Annotated in this window: 12 protein-coding genes and 4 pseudogenes; 7 read left to right on the top strand and 9 right to left on the bottom strand. The window is 57.0% G+C overall.

All coding sequences use genetic code 11. The features are described 5' to 3' along the window. Nucleotides 1–159: 159 nt before the first annotated feature. Nucleotides 160–336 (bottom strand): hypothetical protein, encoded by a 177-nt coding sequence (locus NKI79_RS20000; RefSeq protein ID WP_352803664.1) that lies wholly within the window; start codon nucleotides 334–336, stop codon nucleotides 160–162. A gap of 343 nt (nucleotides 337–679) precedes the next feature. Next, nucleotides 680–1,162 carry a hypothetical protein gene (locus NKI79_RS19995; RefSeq protein WP_352803662.1) on the bottom strand — a complete coding sequence of 161 codons (483 nt, stop codon included), beginning with the start codon at nucleotides 1,160–1,162 and terminating at the stop codon, nucleotides 680–682. A 783-nt stretch (nucleotides 1,163–1,945) separates the two neighbouring features. Here NKI79_RS19995 and NKI79_RS19990 point away from each other — a divergent pair. Continuing rightward, the gene (locus NKI79_RS19990; RefSeq protein ID WP_352803660.1) at nucleotides 1,946–2,815 is read left to right on the top strand and encodes an FkbM family methyltransferase; all 870 of its coding nucleotides are present in this window, start codon (nucleotides 1,946–1,948) and stop codon (nucleotides 2,813–2,815) included. Continuing rightward, on the top strand, nucleotides 2,793–3,380 hold the full coding sequence (locus NKI79_RS19985) for a serine O-acetyltransferase (protein ID WP_352803657.1): 588 nt from the start codon (nucleotides 2,793–2,795) through the stop codon (nucleotides 3,378–3,380). Before NKI79_RS19990 ends, NKI79_RS19985 begins: the two co-directional genes overlap by 23 nt. Before the next feature lie 56 nt (nucleotides 3,381–3,436). On the opposite strand, the gene NKI79_RS19980 is transcribed toward NKI79_RS19985, so the two are convergent. Beyond that, nucleotides 3,437–4,018: a transposase gene (locus tag NKI79_RS19980; RefSeq protein WP_352803931.1), complete on the bottom strand. Its 582-nt coding sequence runs from the start codon at nucleotides 4,016–4,018 to the stop codon at nucleotides 3,437–3,439. Between the two features lie 76 nt (nucleotides 4,019–4,094). Continuing rightward, nucleotides 4,095–6,236, bottom strand: a complete 2,142-nt coding sequence (locus NKI79_RS19975; protein ID WP_352803654.1) for a hypothetical protein — start codon at nucleotides 6,234–6,236, stop codon at nucleotides 4,095–4,097. 143 nt (nucleotides 6,237–6,379) lie between these two features. Here NKI79_RS19975 and NKI79_RS19970 point away from each other — a divergent pair. After that, a pseudogene (locus tag NKI79_RS19970) lies at nucleotides 6,380–6,514 on the top strand (IS110 family transposase); the annotation flags it as partial. Continuing rightward, nucleotides 6,511–6,702, top strand: coding sequence for a hypothetical protein (locus NKI79_RS19965; protein ID WP_352803652.1), 192 nt, complete (start codon nucleotides 6,511–6,513; stop codon nucleotides 6,700–6,702). The pseudogene NKI79_RS19970 and the gene NKI79_RS19965, both read left to right, overlap by 4 nt. Nucleotides 6,703–6,808: 106 nt before the next feature. Here the strand turns inward: NKI79_RS19965 and NKI79_RS19960 are convergent. The 4 genes and pseudogenes from NKI79_RS19960 to NKI79_RS19945 form a co-directional block, all read right to left on the bottom strand. Continuing rightward, nucleotides 6,809–7,190: pseudogene (locus tag NKI79_RS19960) on the bottom strand (transposase domain-containing protein); the annotation flags it as partial. Between the two features lie 119 nt (nucleotides 7,191–7,309). After that, nucleotides 7,310–7,664: pseudogene (gene tnpB / locus NKI79_RS19955) on the bottom strand (IS66 family insertion sequence element accessory protein TnpB). 22 nt (nucleotides 7,665–7,686) lie between these two features. Further along, on the bottom strand, nucleotides 7,687–8,046 hold the full coding sequence (gene tnpA, locus NKI79_RS19950; RefSeq protein ID WP_352803646.1) for an IS66-like element accessory protein TnpA: 360 nt from the start codon (nucleotides 8,044–8,046) through the stop codon (nucleotides 7,687–7,689). Between the two features lie 533 nt (nucleotides 8,047–8,579). Next, entirely contained in the window at nucleotides 8,580–9,710 is a 1,131-nt protein-coding gene (locus NKI79_RS19945) for an acyltransferase family protein (RefSeq protein WP_352803644.1), read from the bottom strand. Between the two features lie 388 nt (nucleotides 9,711–10,098). Here NKI79_RS19945 and tnpA (NKI79_RS19940) point away from each other — a divergent pair, with 388 nt between their 5' ends. The 3 genes and pseudogenes from tnpA (NKI79_RS19940) to tnpC form a co-directional block, all read left to right on the top strand. Next, a complete protein-coding gene (gene tnpA, locus NKI79_RS19940) occupies nucleotides 10,099–10,545 on the top strand; it encodes an IS66-like element accessory protein TnpA (RefSeq protein WP_352667730.1) in 447 nt (148 codons plus the stop codon). After that, entirely contained in the window at nucleotides 10,542–10,898 is a 357-nt protein-coding gene (gene tnpB / locus NKI79_RS19935) for an IS66 family insertion sequence element accessory protein TnpB (RefSeq protein ID WP_023709031.1), read from the top strand. Before tnpA (NKI79_RS19940) ends, tnpB (NKI79_RS19935) begins: the two co-directional genes overlap by 4 nt. Before the next feature lie 69 nt (nucleotides 10,899–10,967). Further along, nucleotides 10,968–12,258, top strand: a pseudogene (gene tnpC / locus NKI79_RS19930) (IS66 family transposase); the annotation flags it as partial. 551 nt (nucleotides 12,259–12,809) lie between these two features. Here tnpC and glmS read toward each other — a convergent pair. Then, nucleotides 12,810–13,852 (bottom strand): glutamine--fructose-6-phosphate transaminase (isomerizing) (glmS, locus tag NKI79_RS19925; RefSeq protein ID WP_352803641.1); only part of this gene is annotated, 1,043 nt, incomplete at its 5' end.

The following is a 13,852-nucleotide window of genomic DNA, read 5'->3' as shown; positions in this document are numbered from 1 at the left end:
TCGTTGCAACAAAGCAATGTAGCGAAATGAGTCCCAATACACGCAAACGCACCGTCCGCACGACGGCGAATGACGAATTTGTCAAGTTCATGTGCTGCGATAAATGCCATGTTCCAGCCAGTGGTTGACCGAGCAGTGGTCATTTATGAAGTCCGACGCTCAGCGCCGCGTCACCAGTGCAGCGCCGCCCGACAGGATCAGCGCAAAGGCAAGTGCCGCACGGCCAAGGCCGATCATCACGCCATAAGTATCCAGCGCTACCCACCGATTCCGCCTTCTACCGGGGGTGACGATTTCGATTGTTGCGCTTGCAAGCACGCGAGGCCTGTAACACACGCCGGCATCGGTGAAGCAATAGTCTTGGATCTTGGCGTGATACAAGTACCGAGGTGGGTCCCGCGGACTTCACAGTGATTATCCCGACCTGCCTCGGACATCTACACATTACCCACGGCTTGAGAACCAGACCGAACAGCCTGCGTGTTGTGGGCACTGCGATAATATAAGAAGAAACAGTAGCTACCCGACCGAATCTGCCGGAAAATCATGCCCTCAATCATTGGCTCGTTTAATGTCAGCCACGGCATCGGCACGACAGACAGATGAAGGCATACGTGTTAACAGCAAAAACATCCAACAGGCGCCCTAACGCGCCTGTTGCTGCTCTTTACCAAACAGCCTACCTGCTCACGCCGTTGTCGTCATCCTGCGTTGCAGCAAGAATTGCAGCCGCACCAGCCATACCACCAAAGATGTAGAGGGGCGTTTTGTCATTGTTATCGTTATTGGTGTTACCCGTTTGGGCCGTCTGCTCAGAACCGAGAACGTTGAGGCAAATCTTATTCTCGACGCGAGATATATCGAGGGTCGAATTGGCCGGCACGCTCAAATTGCAACCACCGACATGAACCGAAGCTGCCCCCTTCGGGCCAACCACAACGCGACTGCCAAAATCCAGCGCACCCCCAGCTTGTGCCGGGCCGTAGCCAGCCACCTGCGAGATCATCACATCACCCTTGACGTTCCCGATCGATCCAATTGGACTTGCGCCCTGATAGGCGGTTGCACAGGTGCACGACCCATCCTGCGCGAAAGACGACACCGGGGCGAAGCCGGCCAACACAACAACTCCGGCCAACGCACTTTTCACAACTAGGTTCATCCGCATCAATCCTTCTGTCCCACGTTACCTGGCGGCCCGACCAACCGCCAAGCTACCGGATCAGCGCCTAACAGCTTTTTGCGCCAATTCCAACCCGTATCGCAAATGCGAGATAATTTTTGGTTTCGGTGTGGTTGATTCAACACACCATAGCGAGCGCCAATGCGTCATTCTACAGACCCTTACAGCGGGCTTCAATAGCGGGCGCCAGATTCCTGATCCGGAGTTCTTTGCAGCAACTGACAAAAGCAGGCACCCCAACCAGGTGCGGGCGCGGCCACCATGTCCTGACATCGTCTAGGGCGGCAGAGCCCGTTTCTAGCCTCGACGGGACCAGTCGCCCGACTTTGTCCAGCCCATTCTCCACCCGCCATGCCACGGCCGGCAAGAGTCAGCGAGTGGTGCGACCGACTAATCCGGTCCTTGCGGCTCGGGAGAGCCCTCCGGTTTCCCGCTAGTCCGCCCCGATCAGTGTAGATTTTGCGCGCGTTCCGAATTAAGAACACCGCGACAAGGGATGAGGAACATATGATCGTCGGATTGCCCGCTCTACATTCGCACCGCTGTTGCGGGGTCCCGCTTCCGAAAGTGGGGGCTGATTGAAGTGGAGCCAATTGTCGAATGGCGGCTCCGAAAGGCCCTGCAAATCCAGACGGAAGCGACGTTTCGACCGTATTCCAGTGGAACTATGATCGCAGCTTTTGCAAGCTTGGCGACAGCTGGATTCCTAGTATTTGGATTAGATAAGGTTTTCCTAAACGAATGCAAAGAGTGAGCCTCGACATGCAGCTTAGTAAGGTGAGAAAACTAGCTTTTCAGTTCGATCGGCCGGGGTGGAGGTGGGTGCTCGCATCTTTGATGCCTATTTTGGCCAAATCGTCTCCTGACGGCGTCCTCCGGCTCTCGTACAATAATGGTGGTTGGGAACATCACTTCGAGGGCGTGTCATCCGTTGAGCCAACGCCGCGCCTACGCGGCTATCACCTTCGCGAGGCGGCGAACCTGCCCGTGTGGGGTTTTCTTTATACGCCGAAGCCTGGAGACACTATCGTAGATGTTGGAGCGGGACTTGGTGACGAAACAGTTTATTTTGCCAAGCAAGTTGGGTCCTCGGGTCGAGTCGTGTCCATAGAAGCTCACCCCTTAATCTGCGGCTTTCTAAGACGAACTGTTGAATTGAACGATTTTAGACACGCTGTGGTTCTTAACGTGGCTGTCACTGACAAACGCCAGATTGTTTCGATTGAGAATGATTTAGCTCATCATTTAGGGAACTCGATCCTTCAGAATGGAGGCATTCCTGTGCAAGGTCTGACGTTGGACCAGATTTGTGATGAACATGCACTCCACCATATCGACTTGCTGAAAATGAATATCGAGGGAGCCGAGCGCTTGGCCATTGCAGGTATGTCGACAACAGTGCGTCAAACAGCAGTCGTAGCAATCAGTTGTCATGATTTCAAATGGGCCAGAACTGGTAACGAGTTTTTTCGTACAAAGGCCATTGTGGAAGAATTTTTTCGTGATAGCGGTTTTATCATGGTGCCTCGCGCCAGCTCCCGAGCTGAATTGGCTGATCAAGTTAATGCCTATAACCCGAACCTGATCAATATTGATGCGTTAAATCGCGATGCCTTTCAGCAGCACAACTAGGCTCCTCCCCCGAGCGTCGAACCGGACATTGAACCGACTTAGGGCGTACATTCGCGCTGATTTTCGAATGCGGAAGATCGCCCCGTCTGCGAGAGCGTTTGCACTTAATCCGATTGTAAGATTTACGGTCTTGCTCCGTCTGAACGAGTATCTCGAAAATCGGGGAGTGTCTTTTTTTTTGCGAGCTCTGCCATATATTTGGTATAGGCGATTGGCTATACGCTTAGGGTTCACTGTACCGCTAAACGTATTTGGGCCAGGCCTGGCAATTGTCCACTACGGGCTGCTGGTTGTTACAGACAAGGCGACTGTTGGGCGGAATTGCCGTATTCACATGGGGGCCCATATTGGAGGGACCAAGACTGGATATCCTGTGATCGGCCATAATTGTTACATAGCCCCAGGGGCAAAAATTTTCGGCGGGATCAAGATTGGCGATTGTTGCAGAATTGGGGCCAACGCAGTGGTAAACAAATCATTTCCATCAAACGTCACAATTGTAGGAGTGCCCGCAAAAATATCTTCTGGGGCTGGGAACGTCATGGACCAATCGGGTGTCGAATAGATCCCATCGATGCAGGCGGCCTAATTTCATCCGAAGTGCAAATAGTTCAGACCTGTTTAAGGTGTCCGAACCAGGGGTGACGGCACCACCGTTGCAGTGAATTTTTCCGCGCGAGCTCTAAGCGACCCCTGCATTTTGCCTTGAGCCCCGTGGCCTGTGGCTGTGCAATTGGCGTCTCTGGGGGGGGCCAGTACGGTGGTCTGCAGGATCTGCGTAAAGGACGATGTCGGCGCGTTTGCTTCCGTTCCCAGTGTAGATGCTGGCCCGGATGCTCCGCTTCTGAGGATCCAGGCCGAGGGCGGCGCCGGCCCGAATGACCACACCGCCCAAACAGATCTCCACTGTCGAAGGAGCGGCGTGGGTGACCTCGACAAAGCCAAGCCGATCCGCATCTCGTTGCGGCGTGACCGCACCGCTCTTGATCGCGTTCTCCGCCAGCCGAACAGCTGGGCTGGCACCATCCCCCCTTGTCTGGCGATGGCCGATACATTCGCGCCCGGCTTCAGTGTCGCCTCGATCAGCCGCGACTTCGCTTCCGCCGACCAGCGCTGCCGCGGACGCCGCGGGCTTGCCTCCAGCCGGTTCGGGACCGCCTCAAGGACATGGAACCTTGTACTATCAGGCACAGGTTCAGACATAGAAATTGACACTGCAAGCTCCTCAGCTCTCAGCGAAATGATCCCAACTACAGCAGAATGGGCAACACGGGAATTCCTATTTGCCGGCACCCATACCTGCGTCATAGAGCCTCCCTAATGCGACCAAAACATATTTCGATCCGTCATAAACAACCTCACACCAAGAATTGCGGGACAGCTCTACCAAACCTCCAACACTTAGAGCAAATTGCCCCGCGCCTAATCTACTGATCTTAAAACGCGTTCTGCCGGCTACAGCGTTCAAATCTGAGAGTGTTAATACCCGATCAGCTGACAATATCGCCGTTTGGAGAACGGTCTCCGACGTTACCCAGGGAGAAAGCGTGCTGTTGGTATCCTCAGAAAGCTCCGTTACTGAGGGAGACAGCTCCCGGCCGGCTGCCAAACTCACCTGGATATTTGAGTCCGAAAAATGATATTTTACCAAAAAAGTTACAGGGCCGGAGAATCCCGAAAACGCGGCCGACTTGTCTCCGTTTACCTTCCATCCTAACGGGGGTTTGAAAACAAAAGTTCCAGTGGGGCGTTGATTGGCTCCAGAGCCAATGAAAAAAATTGGAAATGCGTCGTATCCAAACAACCTGTTCACATCGACGTTAACCGAAAGGTAAATTGTCCAGCCATCGCGCAAATATATATTGCTAATGTCCGGCCCCATATTCGCACTTTTGTAATTGTCCGCAGCATTCCCCCCTCCCTTCTCGCCAAAATAGTGCTTACCATTTAGTACACCTAGGGACGCAAAGCCGTTTTCTTTAAGAAAATTGTTTTTCATCCGCGGCGAAGACATGTTAATGCATTTTTTAAGGTCGGTTTCATACGTGCAATTGATTGTAGTGTTTACGTCAGAGTTAGTGAGCTGCACGACGTCGAGTGTATTACCCTCACAGTAGAACCCATCAACGCTTGAGCTCTTGTGAGACCCTGTCCGCGTTCTACCAATCACAAGTCCGATCCCACAGGATTGTGTGACGACGCCTCTAGCGACGACGCCGTATAGCCCTGCATCCCATAGCCCCACAGCGCAGCCATAGGCATCAAGTTGCCCGATATCTATGACGTTGTTGTCGTTCCCCACCGTGGCCAGAGCTCCACCAAAAACATAGTAGAAGTCACCAGAAGTTCCGTCGGACCTCTCTAGCCACGGAAAGATGCTAATCTGACTGTCAGAGTCGCTAAAATCTGTTGACGCAATATGATAAAGACGGTTGTCTATCACCAGATAACACAGCTGGCGTACTTCAAAGTCAGACGGGGGCAGCGTATCCACGGTCAGTGTTGTTCTCTGTGCCGAGCTGCCAGGCTTGCCTTGATCGTTCGCGTTCCTGAAGCGACCGCTCAGGGGAAATCGTTTGAAAGAGCCGCAGTTTATGCAGCTGACGCTCTCAAATCTCGCCAGAGAGTTATTGCTTCCGGTTTTGGTTTGCCCAAATTGAAATACGCCCCACTGGGTAAAATAACGAGCGTAAAGATCTCCAAAGTGTGCGCGACCACAATTAAATATGTATATTCCTATTCGACAAGTGCTATCTTCATATCTCGTAGATCGTTGTCCGTACACTGCGATACGTCCACCAAATCGCATCCTGATTCCATTTGTTATCTTTAACATAATGTCGATTGGGGCAGAAGCACGCAAATTCACAGAAAATTCATAATTTGTTGTCTTGTTAGCATCTAAGTGAAGGCCTTTGGAAATAGAAAAGTTTCCAAATAGCTTTGCCTTGCCACAACTGACCAAAGACGTATATTTCAAGAAACTTTGGATGTGCTTGTGAGCGTCCTCCGCATTTTCGACGGCGCCAAACATTTGCGCGGTCACCTCATTGCAGTTGAGCTCCCACCAGGCTCCGTCGCAAGATTGAAATTTCCCGTCGTGCTCCGGTTCACGCACTGCTCTCGTGTAGGTCGCGCCGCCACCGTCACCGGCGGCCCAATAGCCAGTCAGTTCCACCACGTTCACCAAAGTGGGCACCACTTCCAAAGACATCCCGACGAAAGTTTCGAAATAGCCAATGCTGCCCGCCTTAGTTCGTCCCGATGACCTTTCTGAATCACTGCATACAGCCGCAGAACGCTGGTTGCCGTTGTGCGCGAGATACGAGGGACTGTCGAGTTTAGACTGAGCCGGAAGGCCCGATATGGCGGCCACCACTTGCAGCAGCGCGCGGCGCGTGATTTCAAGGATAACGGGCATTTAGACCTCCAAGGGCGTGCGTTAACTCTGCTTCGATCAATCGGCAGCCTGCTGCCTGGCGGTAAGCGGGTAGCTGATGCCGTTTAGCGCTGGTAGTTCCAAGGCATGAGCGCCTCGATATCGCTGTTTGGCCAGCCATTGGCGAACGGGTGGCGCGCAACGGCGGCCGCCTCAAGAAGGCGATGATCGTCGCGCTCGCCCGCAAGCTGCTGGTGGCGCGGTGGAAATACGCGACCGCCGGCGTCATCATCGAGGGAGCGCTCATGAGAACCGCATGACCGCTTCCACCACCCTTTTCCTCCCATTCCGCAAAGGCCTGATCAGCCTTTCGGATCCAGGTGGGCGAACCGAAAACATGCATGGCCTCAACAGAGCCGATCGGCAGAATGGTTTCGTCTTCCTGAGCCAACGCCCGCCGCAAGCGGGATATATTGGTGCTGTCGCCAGGAGCGGCGACCGCATGTGAGGTGGATGAAGCCCGGCGACCGGGCCGTGTCACGTGATCGGGCTCAAACCTTGGACCGAAACTGCGAAGGAGGAAAATCACACTTGACCATGTAACCCCCATGTGAGGCATATTTGGGCCGGCGCACGACGATCACACGCAGTTGCGCCGGAACGATGTCGAGCCGCTCGCTCACATCACCGATCCATGCAGGCCGTTGCGGCAGCACGGGCAGGCATGGTCCTCGATGTCGACGACCATCTCGACACGAGGAAGATTCGCCGGCAGTACACCCCGGTTGGCCCGGCGTTTGGCAGTCTTTGCCTGTCGCTGGTCCGGAGGCCCCTCGGCCTCTTCCTCGCCGGCCGCCTCGATCTGCTCGGCCTCTTCGAGCCCCAGCAGCAACTGATCCTCGGGAAGCGTCTCGGCGCGGCGACCGAAGCGGTGGCGCTGCAATCCTTGATGATCTGGATCAGGCGAGCATTCTCGACGTCGCGTGCCAGGACCATCGCCTTCAGCGCGTCCGCATCGTCGGGAAGCTGGTCAGCGTCATCGCCATGAGCGGATCAGACCATATTCGCCGACAGCCCGCGACAGCGGAATCCAGACTGATTCACTTCGTCGCGGGTCAGCCCGCCTGAACCGGAACGCGGGTCCGGCGCGCCTCATGCACCCGCCGCCAGTCGAGACCTTCGAGCAGCGCCGAGAGCTGCGCGGCCGTCAGCCGCCCATGCCGTCATGCACTTTCGGCCAGCGGAACTCGCCGTCCTCCAAACGCTTGGCATAGAGGCAGACGCCAGTCCGTCCCAGACGATCAGCTTGATCCGGTCCGTCCGCTTCGCCCGGAAGACGTAGACGGCCCCGCTGAACGGATCGGCGCCCATCGTCTCGCGCACCAGCGCCGCCAATCCCTCCGCGCCCTTTCGGAAGTCTACCGGCTTCGTCGCCACCATGACCTTGACCGCGCCCGTCGGGCCAATCACGCTGTTGCCTTCAGCGCGCGAATTACAGCAGCCACCGTCTTGGCATCGGCCCACGGCCAACGCGCATGGCGACACCGTCGACCTCAAGCTCGATCACGCCGGCGTCGCGGACCGTCTTCTGCTTCCGTGGTCGTGCTGGGCGCTGCCCTGTGGGTTCGGTTGTCGGCGCCGCCACAACCGCCGGCACAAAGGCAGGAGAATCTTGCTGCACCGAAGCGGCCTGTTTGCGCGCTTCCCGACGCCAGGCGAACACCTGCTGCGGCCTCAGGCCATAACGGCGGGCGACCTCGGAAATGATTGCGTTCGGCTCCAGCGTCTCCGCGATGATCCGCGCTTCGTCATCCACCGACCACTGACGCCGGCCGCCAGCACCGTTGATCACCTCGAAACGTCGAGGCTGCCGCTCCAGGTCAAGCGTAAGGTCAAGTCCAGAGACACAAGTCGATCTCCGATCCTATTACAGAACCGGCAACCTCACAGATCGAGACCACTCCCGAAAGGTGGTCCGGAAACACCGCTTGCGGCGCAGACATAAAATTGACACTGTAAGCTCCTCGGCTCCTTGCTTCAGTGTCACAATCTCTCGCTCATCACCTCAAGCCGCGCCAGATGGGGTCAGCTTGGCGCTTACGCCTGGTGGGTCGGTTCTCCAGTGAATGTAATTGTCTATGAGAATCCGTATTGGTAGGAGGGCCCTAGTGCGTGAGAGACCGGGCACTTGCATGGCTGGCGACGCGATCCAAATGATGGCATGAGCAGGAAGCGCCATTCTGCAGTTCCGATTTAAGCGGTGCCGGTCCGGCGATTTAAGACGGCCTTGACAACGGACAAGGCATCCTCCCGCTACGATCGGTTCCGCCTCAGCGCACTCACCAGCTTGGTGACAACGGTCTGGAACGGAAGCTGGCTGGCGGCTCAAGGTGCGGCTGTTAACTGATTTCCAATCGCTTTCGATGAGCGAAGGCGGGAGAGAAAGTCATTGCAATGCTTTTCCACGCAATAGTACAGGATCCAGCATGCCAGTAGGATCGGCGGGATAGCAGCAAGCCAAGCGAAATAGTTGTGAATGTCAGATTTTTCGATGCCATAACTAGTGCTTAGGACAAACGAGATTGCGACAATAAATATGTAATGAAATATGTAAATCGAATAGCTGAAAAATCCCCAATTTAGAATTTTCATTGAAGCGAGAGATGGAGGGATATTGCGAACGCAGTTTATTGCAAACATGATCATGACAAGACTTGAGAACGCATTCGAACCACCTACCATCTTTTTCAGGCAAAATACGGCTGCGAGGGCGGTTACCGAGACTAAGTAGAACGTGTACGGCGAAAGAGGCGGCACCCTGTCTATGAAATGGTATGCTGCGGCTCCACACATAAACCAGAACAGGGCGCAGACCAAAAAGTTGACAAAAATGGATGAGCTTGGGTTCAGTCCAATTCCGAAGACCAAGCCTCCGACGATGCTAAAAATTCCAGACAACACTAGAACCGTGGCAACTCGTCTTCTCGTAAGGAGAATAATTGGGCAAAATGCGTAAAATATTACTTCGTATGGCAAGGACCAGAATTGGGGCGTTAGATTAGTCGATGTCTTGGCGTAAATCAGCATTTCTCCAATTGCTCTAGCCGAGCAAAACGTTGCTATACAATTCTTGCTGAACGTATTAGTTGGCGATATTGCGGTGAATACCCAACAGGCAATGCCGGCTAGCACAACGGCCGCCGCGTAGGACGGCCAGATTCTTATGATGCGCTTAGCGTAAAACTGAGTTACGTTTGTAGACTTGCTGATAGAGTGGGCCATCGAGACACCGCTGACGCAAAAAAATAGAATTACGAATTCGGTGCCAAGACTTGTTAATTGAAGCAAGGACAGGGCCACGTAGTCATAGATTCCCAGATGCGCCGTTGTCGCCTCAGCGATCACCTTCTCGCCGCCCCTGAAGAACGCACCTCGCGTATGATTAACGACAACGTACACAGCTGCGATGCCGCGCAAAAAATCAAGTGAGGTGGTGGATATTCGGTATTGTTTCATGGAGTTTTGCCTAGCGCATCTGCCTGTTCGAACCGGTCAGTCGGAAAAGGCAAAAGCAAGCGCGAGTAGGGAAGCCTATACCCGAGGCGCCAACCTTGGGTGGGCGAGATAAGCTTGTTCGATTTCGATCACCCTGCCGTCATCGACTAACAGGGTCAACAAAAATCAGTGGCCTAAGTGAACGAAAGTTGCCAGATATCGAGGATTTCCCTCACCTGTCACGGCCCAGTGGTCCAGCCAGCGCACAAAGTAGGCCCGCATTCCCCTGCCGCTGGGTCATGAGGTTCAGTCAATACCCCGCTCTATGGGAGCGTAAGCGATGTTCCGACGGCACCTTTCGGGGATCGGCGTGAAGGACGATGTTCGGAGCCTTTGAGGGCTTCGACATATGACGATTTCAGAGTTTACGCTTAAGTCGAACGATTTGGAGCCGGTGCGCCGGTTCGAGGTGTTCACGGGCTCCGGCCGGCGACGCGAGTGGCCTCCGGAGGAGAAGGCGCGGATCGTTGCGGAGAGCTACGAGGCTGGTGAGACGGTTTGTGCTGTAGCTCGCCGATATGCGCTTTCCCCGCAGCAACTGTTTGCCTGGCGCCGAGCTGCGCGTCAGCCCTCGGCAGAGGCGACGGCATCAGAATCTCTGTTCGTTCCTGCGGTGGTTGCAGCGTCCTTGCCGGAACCGGTGGCGCAGCGCCCAGCACGACCACGGAAGCAGAAGACGGTCCGCGACGCCGGCGTGATCGAGCTTGAGATCGACGGTGTCGCCATGCGCGTTGGCCGTGGCGCCGATACCAAGACGGTGGCTGCGGTAATCCGCGCGCTTAAGGCAACGACGTGATCGGGCCGACGGGTGCGGTCAAGGTCATGGTGGCGACAAAGCCAGTCGACTTCCGCAAGGGTGCGGAGGGGCTGGCGGCGCTGGTGCGCGAGACGATGGGCGCCGATCCGTTCAGTGGGGCGGTTTACGTCTTCCGCGCCAAGCGGACGGACCGGATCAAGCTGATCTTCTGGGACGGCACTGGCGTCTGCCTCTATGCCAAGCGTTTGGAGGATGGGGAGTTCCGCTGGCCGAAGGTGCATGACGGCATGATGCGGCTGACGGCCGCGCAGCTCTCGGCGCTGCTCGAAGGTCTCGACTGGCGGCGCGTCCATGAGGCGCGCCGGACCCGTGTTCCAGCCCAGGCCGGCTGACCCGCGACGAAGTGAATCAGCCTGGATTCCGCTGTCGCGGGCTGTCGGCGAATATGGTCTGATCCGGTCATGGCGATGACGGCGGACCAGCTTCCCGACGATCCGGATGCGCTCAAGGCGATGGTCCTGGCGCGCGACGTCGAGAACGCCCGGCTGATCCAGATCATCAAGGAATTGCAGCGCCACCGCTTCGGCCGTCGTGCTGAGACGCTCCCCGAGGATCAATTGCTGCTGGGGCTCGAAGAGGCCGAGCAGATCGAGGCCGCCGGTGACGAAGAGCAGGCACAGACCGCTCATGGCGAACGTCAGGCGCGCGTCGCCAAGCGCCGAGCGAACCGGGGCGTGCTGCCATCCCATCTGCCGCGCGTGGAGATGGTGGTCGACATCGAGGACCATGCCTGCCCGTGCTGCCGCAATGACCTGCACCGGATCGGCGAAGACGTGAGCGAGCGGCTCGATATCGTTCCGGCGCAGTTGCGTGTGATCGTCGTGCGCCGGCCCAAATATGCCTGCCGCGCCTGTGAGGATGTGGTCATTCAGGCTCCCGCGCCGGCCCGGCTGATCGAGGGTGGTCTTCCGACCGAGGCAACGGTCGCCCAGGTGCTGGTCTCCAAATACGCCGATCACTTGCCGCTCTATCGTCAGGCGCAGATCTATGCCCGGCAAGGCATCAATCTCGATCGCTCCACGCTCGCCGACTGGGTCGGCCGCGCCGCCTGCGTCCGGTGCATGAGCGGCTGCTTGGCAAGCTGAAGACCTCACCAAAACTCTTCGCTGACGAGACCACGGCGCCGGTGCTCGATCCCGGCCGCGGCAAGACCAAGACTGGGCAGCTCTGGGCCTATGCCCGCGATGACCGACCATGGGAGGGGAGCGACCCGCCGGGCGTCGCCTATGTCTATGCGCCGGACCGAAAGGCCGAGCGGCCGATCGCTCATCTCGCAGGATTTGGCGGAATCTTGAGGTCGACGGTTATGGCGGCTATCGCGTGCTGGCCGAGAAGAGCGGCGTGACGCTCGCCTTCTGCTGGGCACATGTGCGCCGGCGCTTCTATGAACTGGCGGCAGCCGGTCCCGCGCCGATCGCCAGCGAGATGCTCAGACGGATCGCTGAACTCTACAAAATCGAGGACAGCATCCGTGGCCGATCGGCCGACGAGCGCCGCGCTGCGCGTCAGGAAAAGAGTACTCCAATCATCGCGGTACTCGACCCATGGCTGCGTGAGAAGCTCGGCCTGATCAGTCAGAAGACCAAGCTCGCAGAGGCAATCCGCTATACGCTCTCACGCTGGGAAGGCCTCTCGCGCTTCCTCGAAGACGGCCGCATCGAGATCGACAGCAACACCGTCGAGCGCTCCGTTTGGAATCGGAGAGGTTCATCCCGCCATAATTCGCCCTTCAGTTATACCGCGTCGCCTCGGAGATCCCACGCTTGCGGGCCAGGTCGCTCGCCTTTGTCCCCATCTCGTGCTCACGCAGATGATCTGCTCTTCTGCTCGTCTGTAAACGTTCTCTTCATGAGTCCGTCGTTCATCGCTTCAGATGGCGGAAATTACCGGGCGGGTCACTGGGCCCAATGTTTTCGAGAATGGGACAATATGCCGACATTCATCGCGTCAGCTTTCTGGTCGTAAGGATTTCTGCCCTCCAGGTTCGTGCCAGAGCTGCGCTGCGTGGAAGTCGTAAGGCGCGGCTACTAGCGCCGCAATGACCAGCGAAATCCACGATCGCACAAGAGAAAACTGCACGGTGACGATGGTGACGATCGAGCTTGGCAGCTTAGACGGTATGCGTTCCGGACCGTCTTCCACCCGCGCCGGCGTTCACAAGCCGCCTCGATGGCAGATCACGCTCTGGAAAGCGAAGCATACATCAGCGAACGAGCGACCGGTGCGCAAGTACGTCGGCAACACTATTCCACCGTTACCGATTTCGCCAGGTTGCGAGGCTGGTCGACGTCCGTACCCATGAACACGGCGGTGAAGTAGGCGAGCATCTGGATCGGCAGCGCGTAGATGATCGGCGAGATGATTTCCGGCACGTCCGGCAAAACGATCGTCACCATCGTCTTCACCGTAGCGTGCGCCGCGCCCTTGCCGTCAGTGATCAGGATGATCTTGCCGCCGCGCGCGGCCACCTCCTGCATGTTCGACACGGTCTTTTCGAAGATGCGGTCATGCGGTGCGATGACGATGACGGGCATGTTCTCGTCGATCAGCGCGATCGGCCCGTGCTTCAGCTCACCGGCGGCGTAGCCCTCGGCATGGATATAGGAGATTTCCTTGAGCTTCAGCGCGCCTTCCATGGCCAGCGGGAAATTGGTGTCGCGGCCGAGATAGAGCACATTCTTATAGTGAGCGAGGTCGCGTGCGACCTTTTCGATCTGCCCGTCGAGCTTCAAGACCTGGTTGGCATAGCGCGGCGCTTCCGACAGTTGACGTACCAGCGTCGTTTCCTGCTCCCGCGAGATCGTTCCGCGCGCCACGCCGGCCCGCACGGCAAGCGAGGCCAGCACCGACAATTGACAGGTGAAGGCCTTGGTCGAGGCGACACCGATCTCCGGCCCGGCCAGCGTCGGCAGGATGACGTCGGACTCGCGCGCCATGGTCGATTCGCGGACATTGACGACCGCGCCGATCTTCATGCCCGCCTTGCGGCAATAGCGCAGCGAGGCCAACGTGTCGGCGGTCTCGCCCGATTGCGAGATGAAGAAGGCGGCGTCTGTCTTCGACAGCGGCATCTCGCGGTAGCGGAATTCCGAAGCGACATCGATGTCGACCGGCAGCCGCGCATAGCGCTCGAACCAGTATTTGCTGATCAGGCCGGCGAGATAGGCAGTGCCGCAGGCCGAGATCGCCAGCCGGTCGATCTTGGCGAAATCGAACGGCAGAGCGAGCGGCTTCGAGGCGCCACCGACGAAATCGACATAATGCGCCAGCGTGTGCGAGATCACTT

This window comes from Mesorhizobium sp. M0340, assembly GCF_040321535.1.
Classification (GTDB): Bacteria; Pseudomonadota; Alphaproteobacteria; order Rhizobiales; family Rhizobiaceae; genus Mesorhizobium.
Note: the sequence above shows the minus strand (reverse complement) of the source record. Positions and strands in the feature narration are given on the sequence as shown.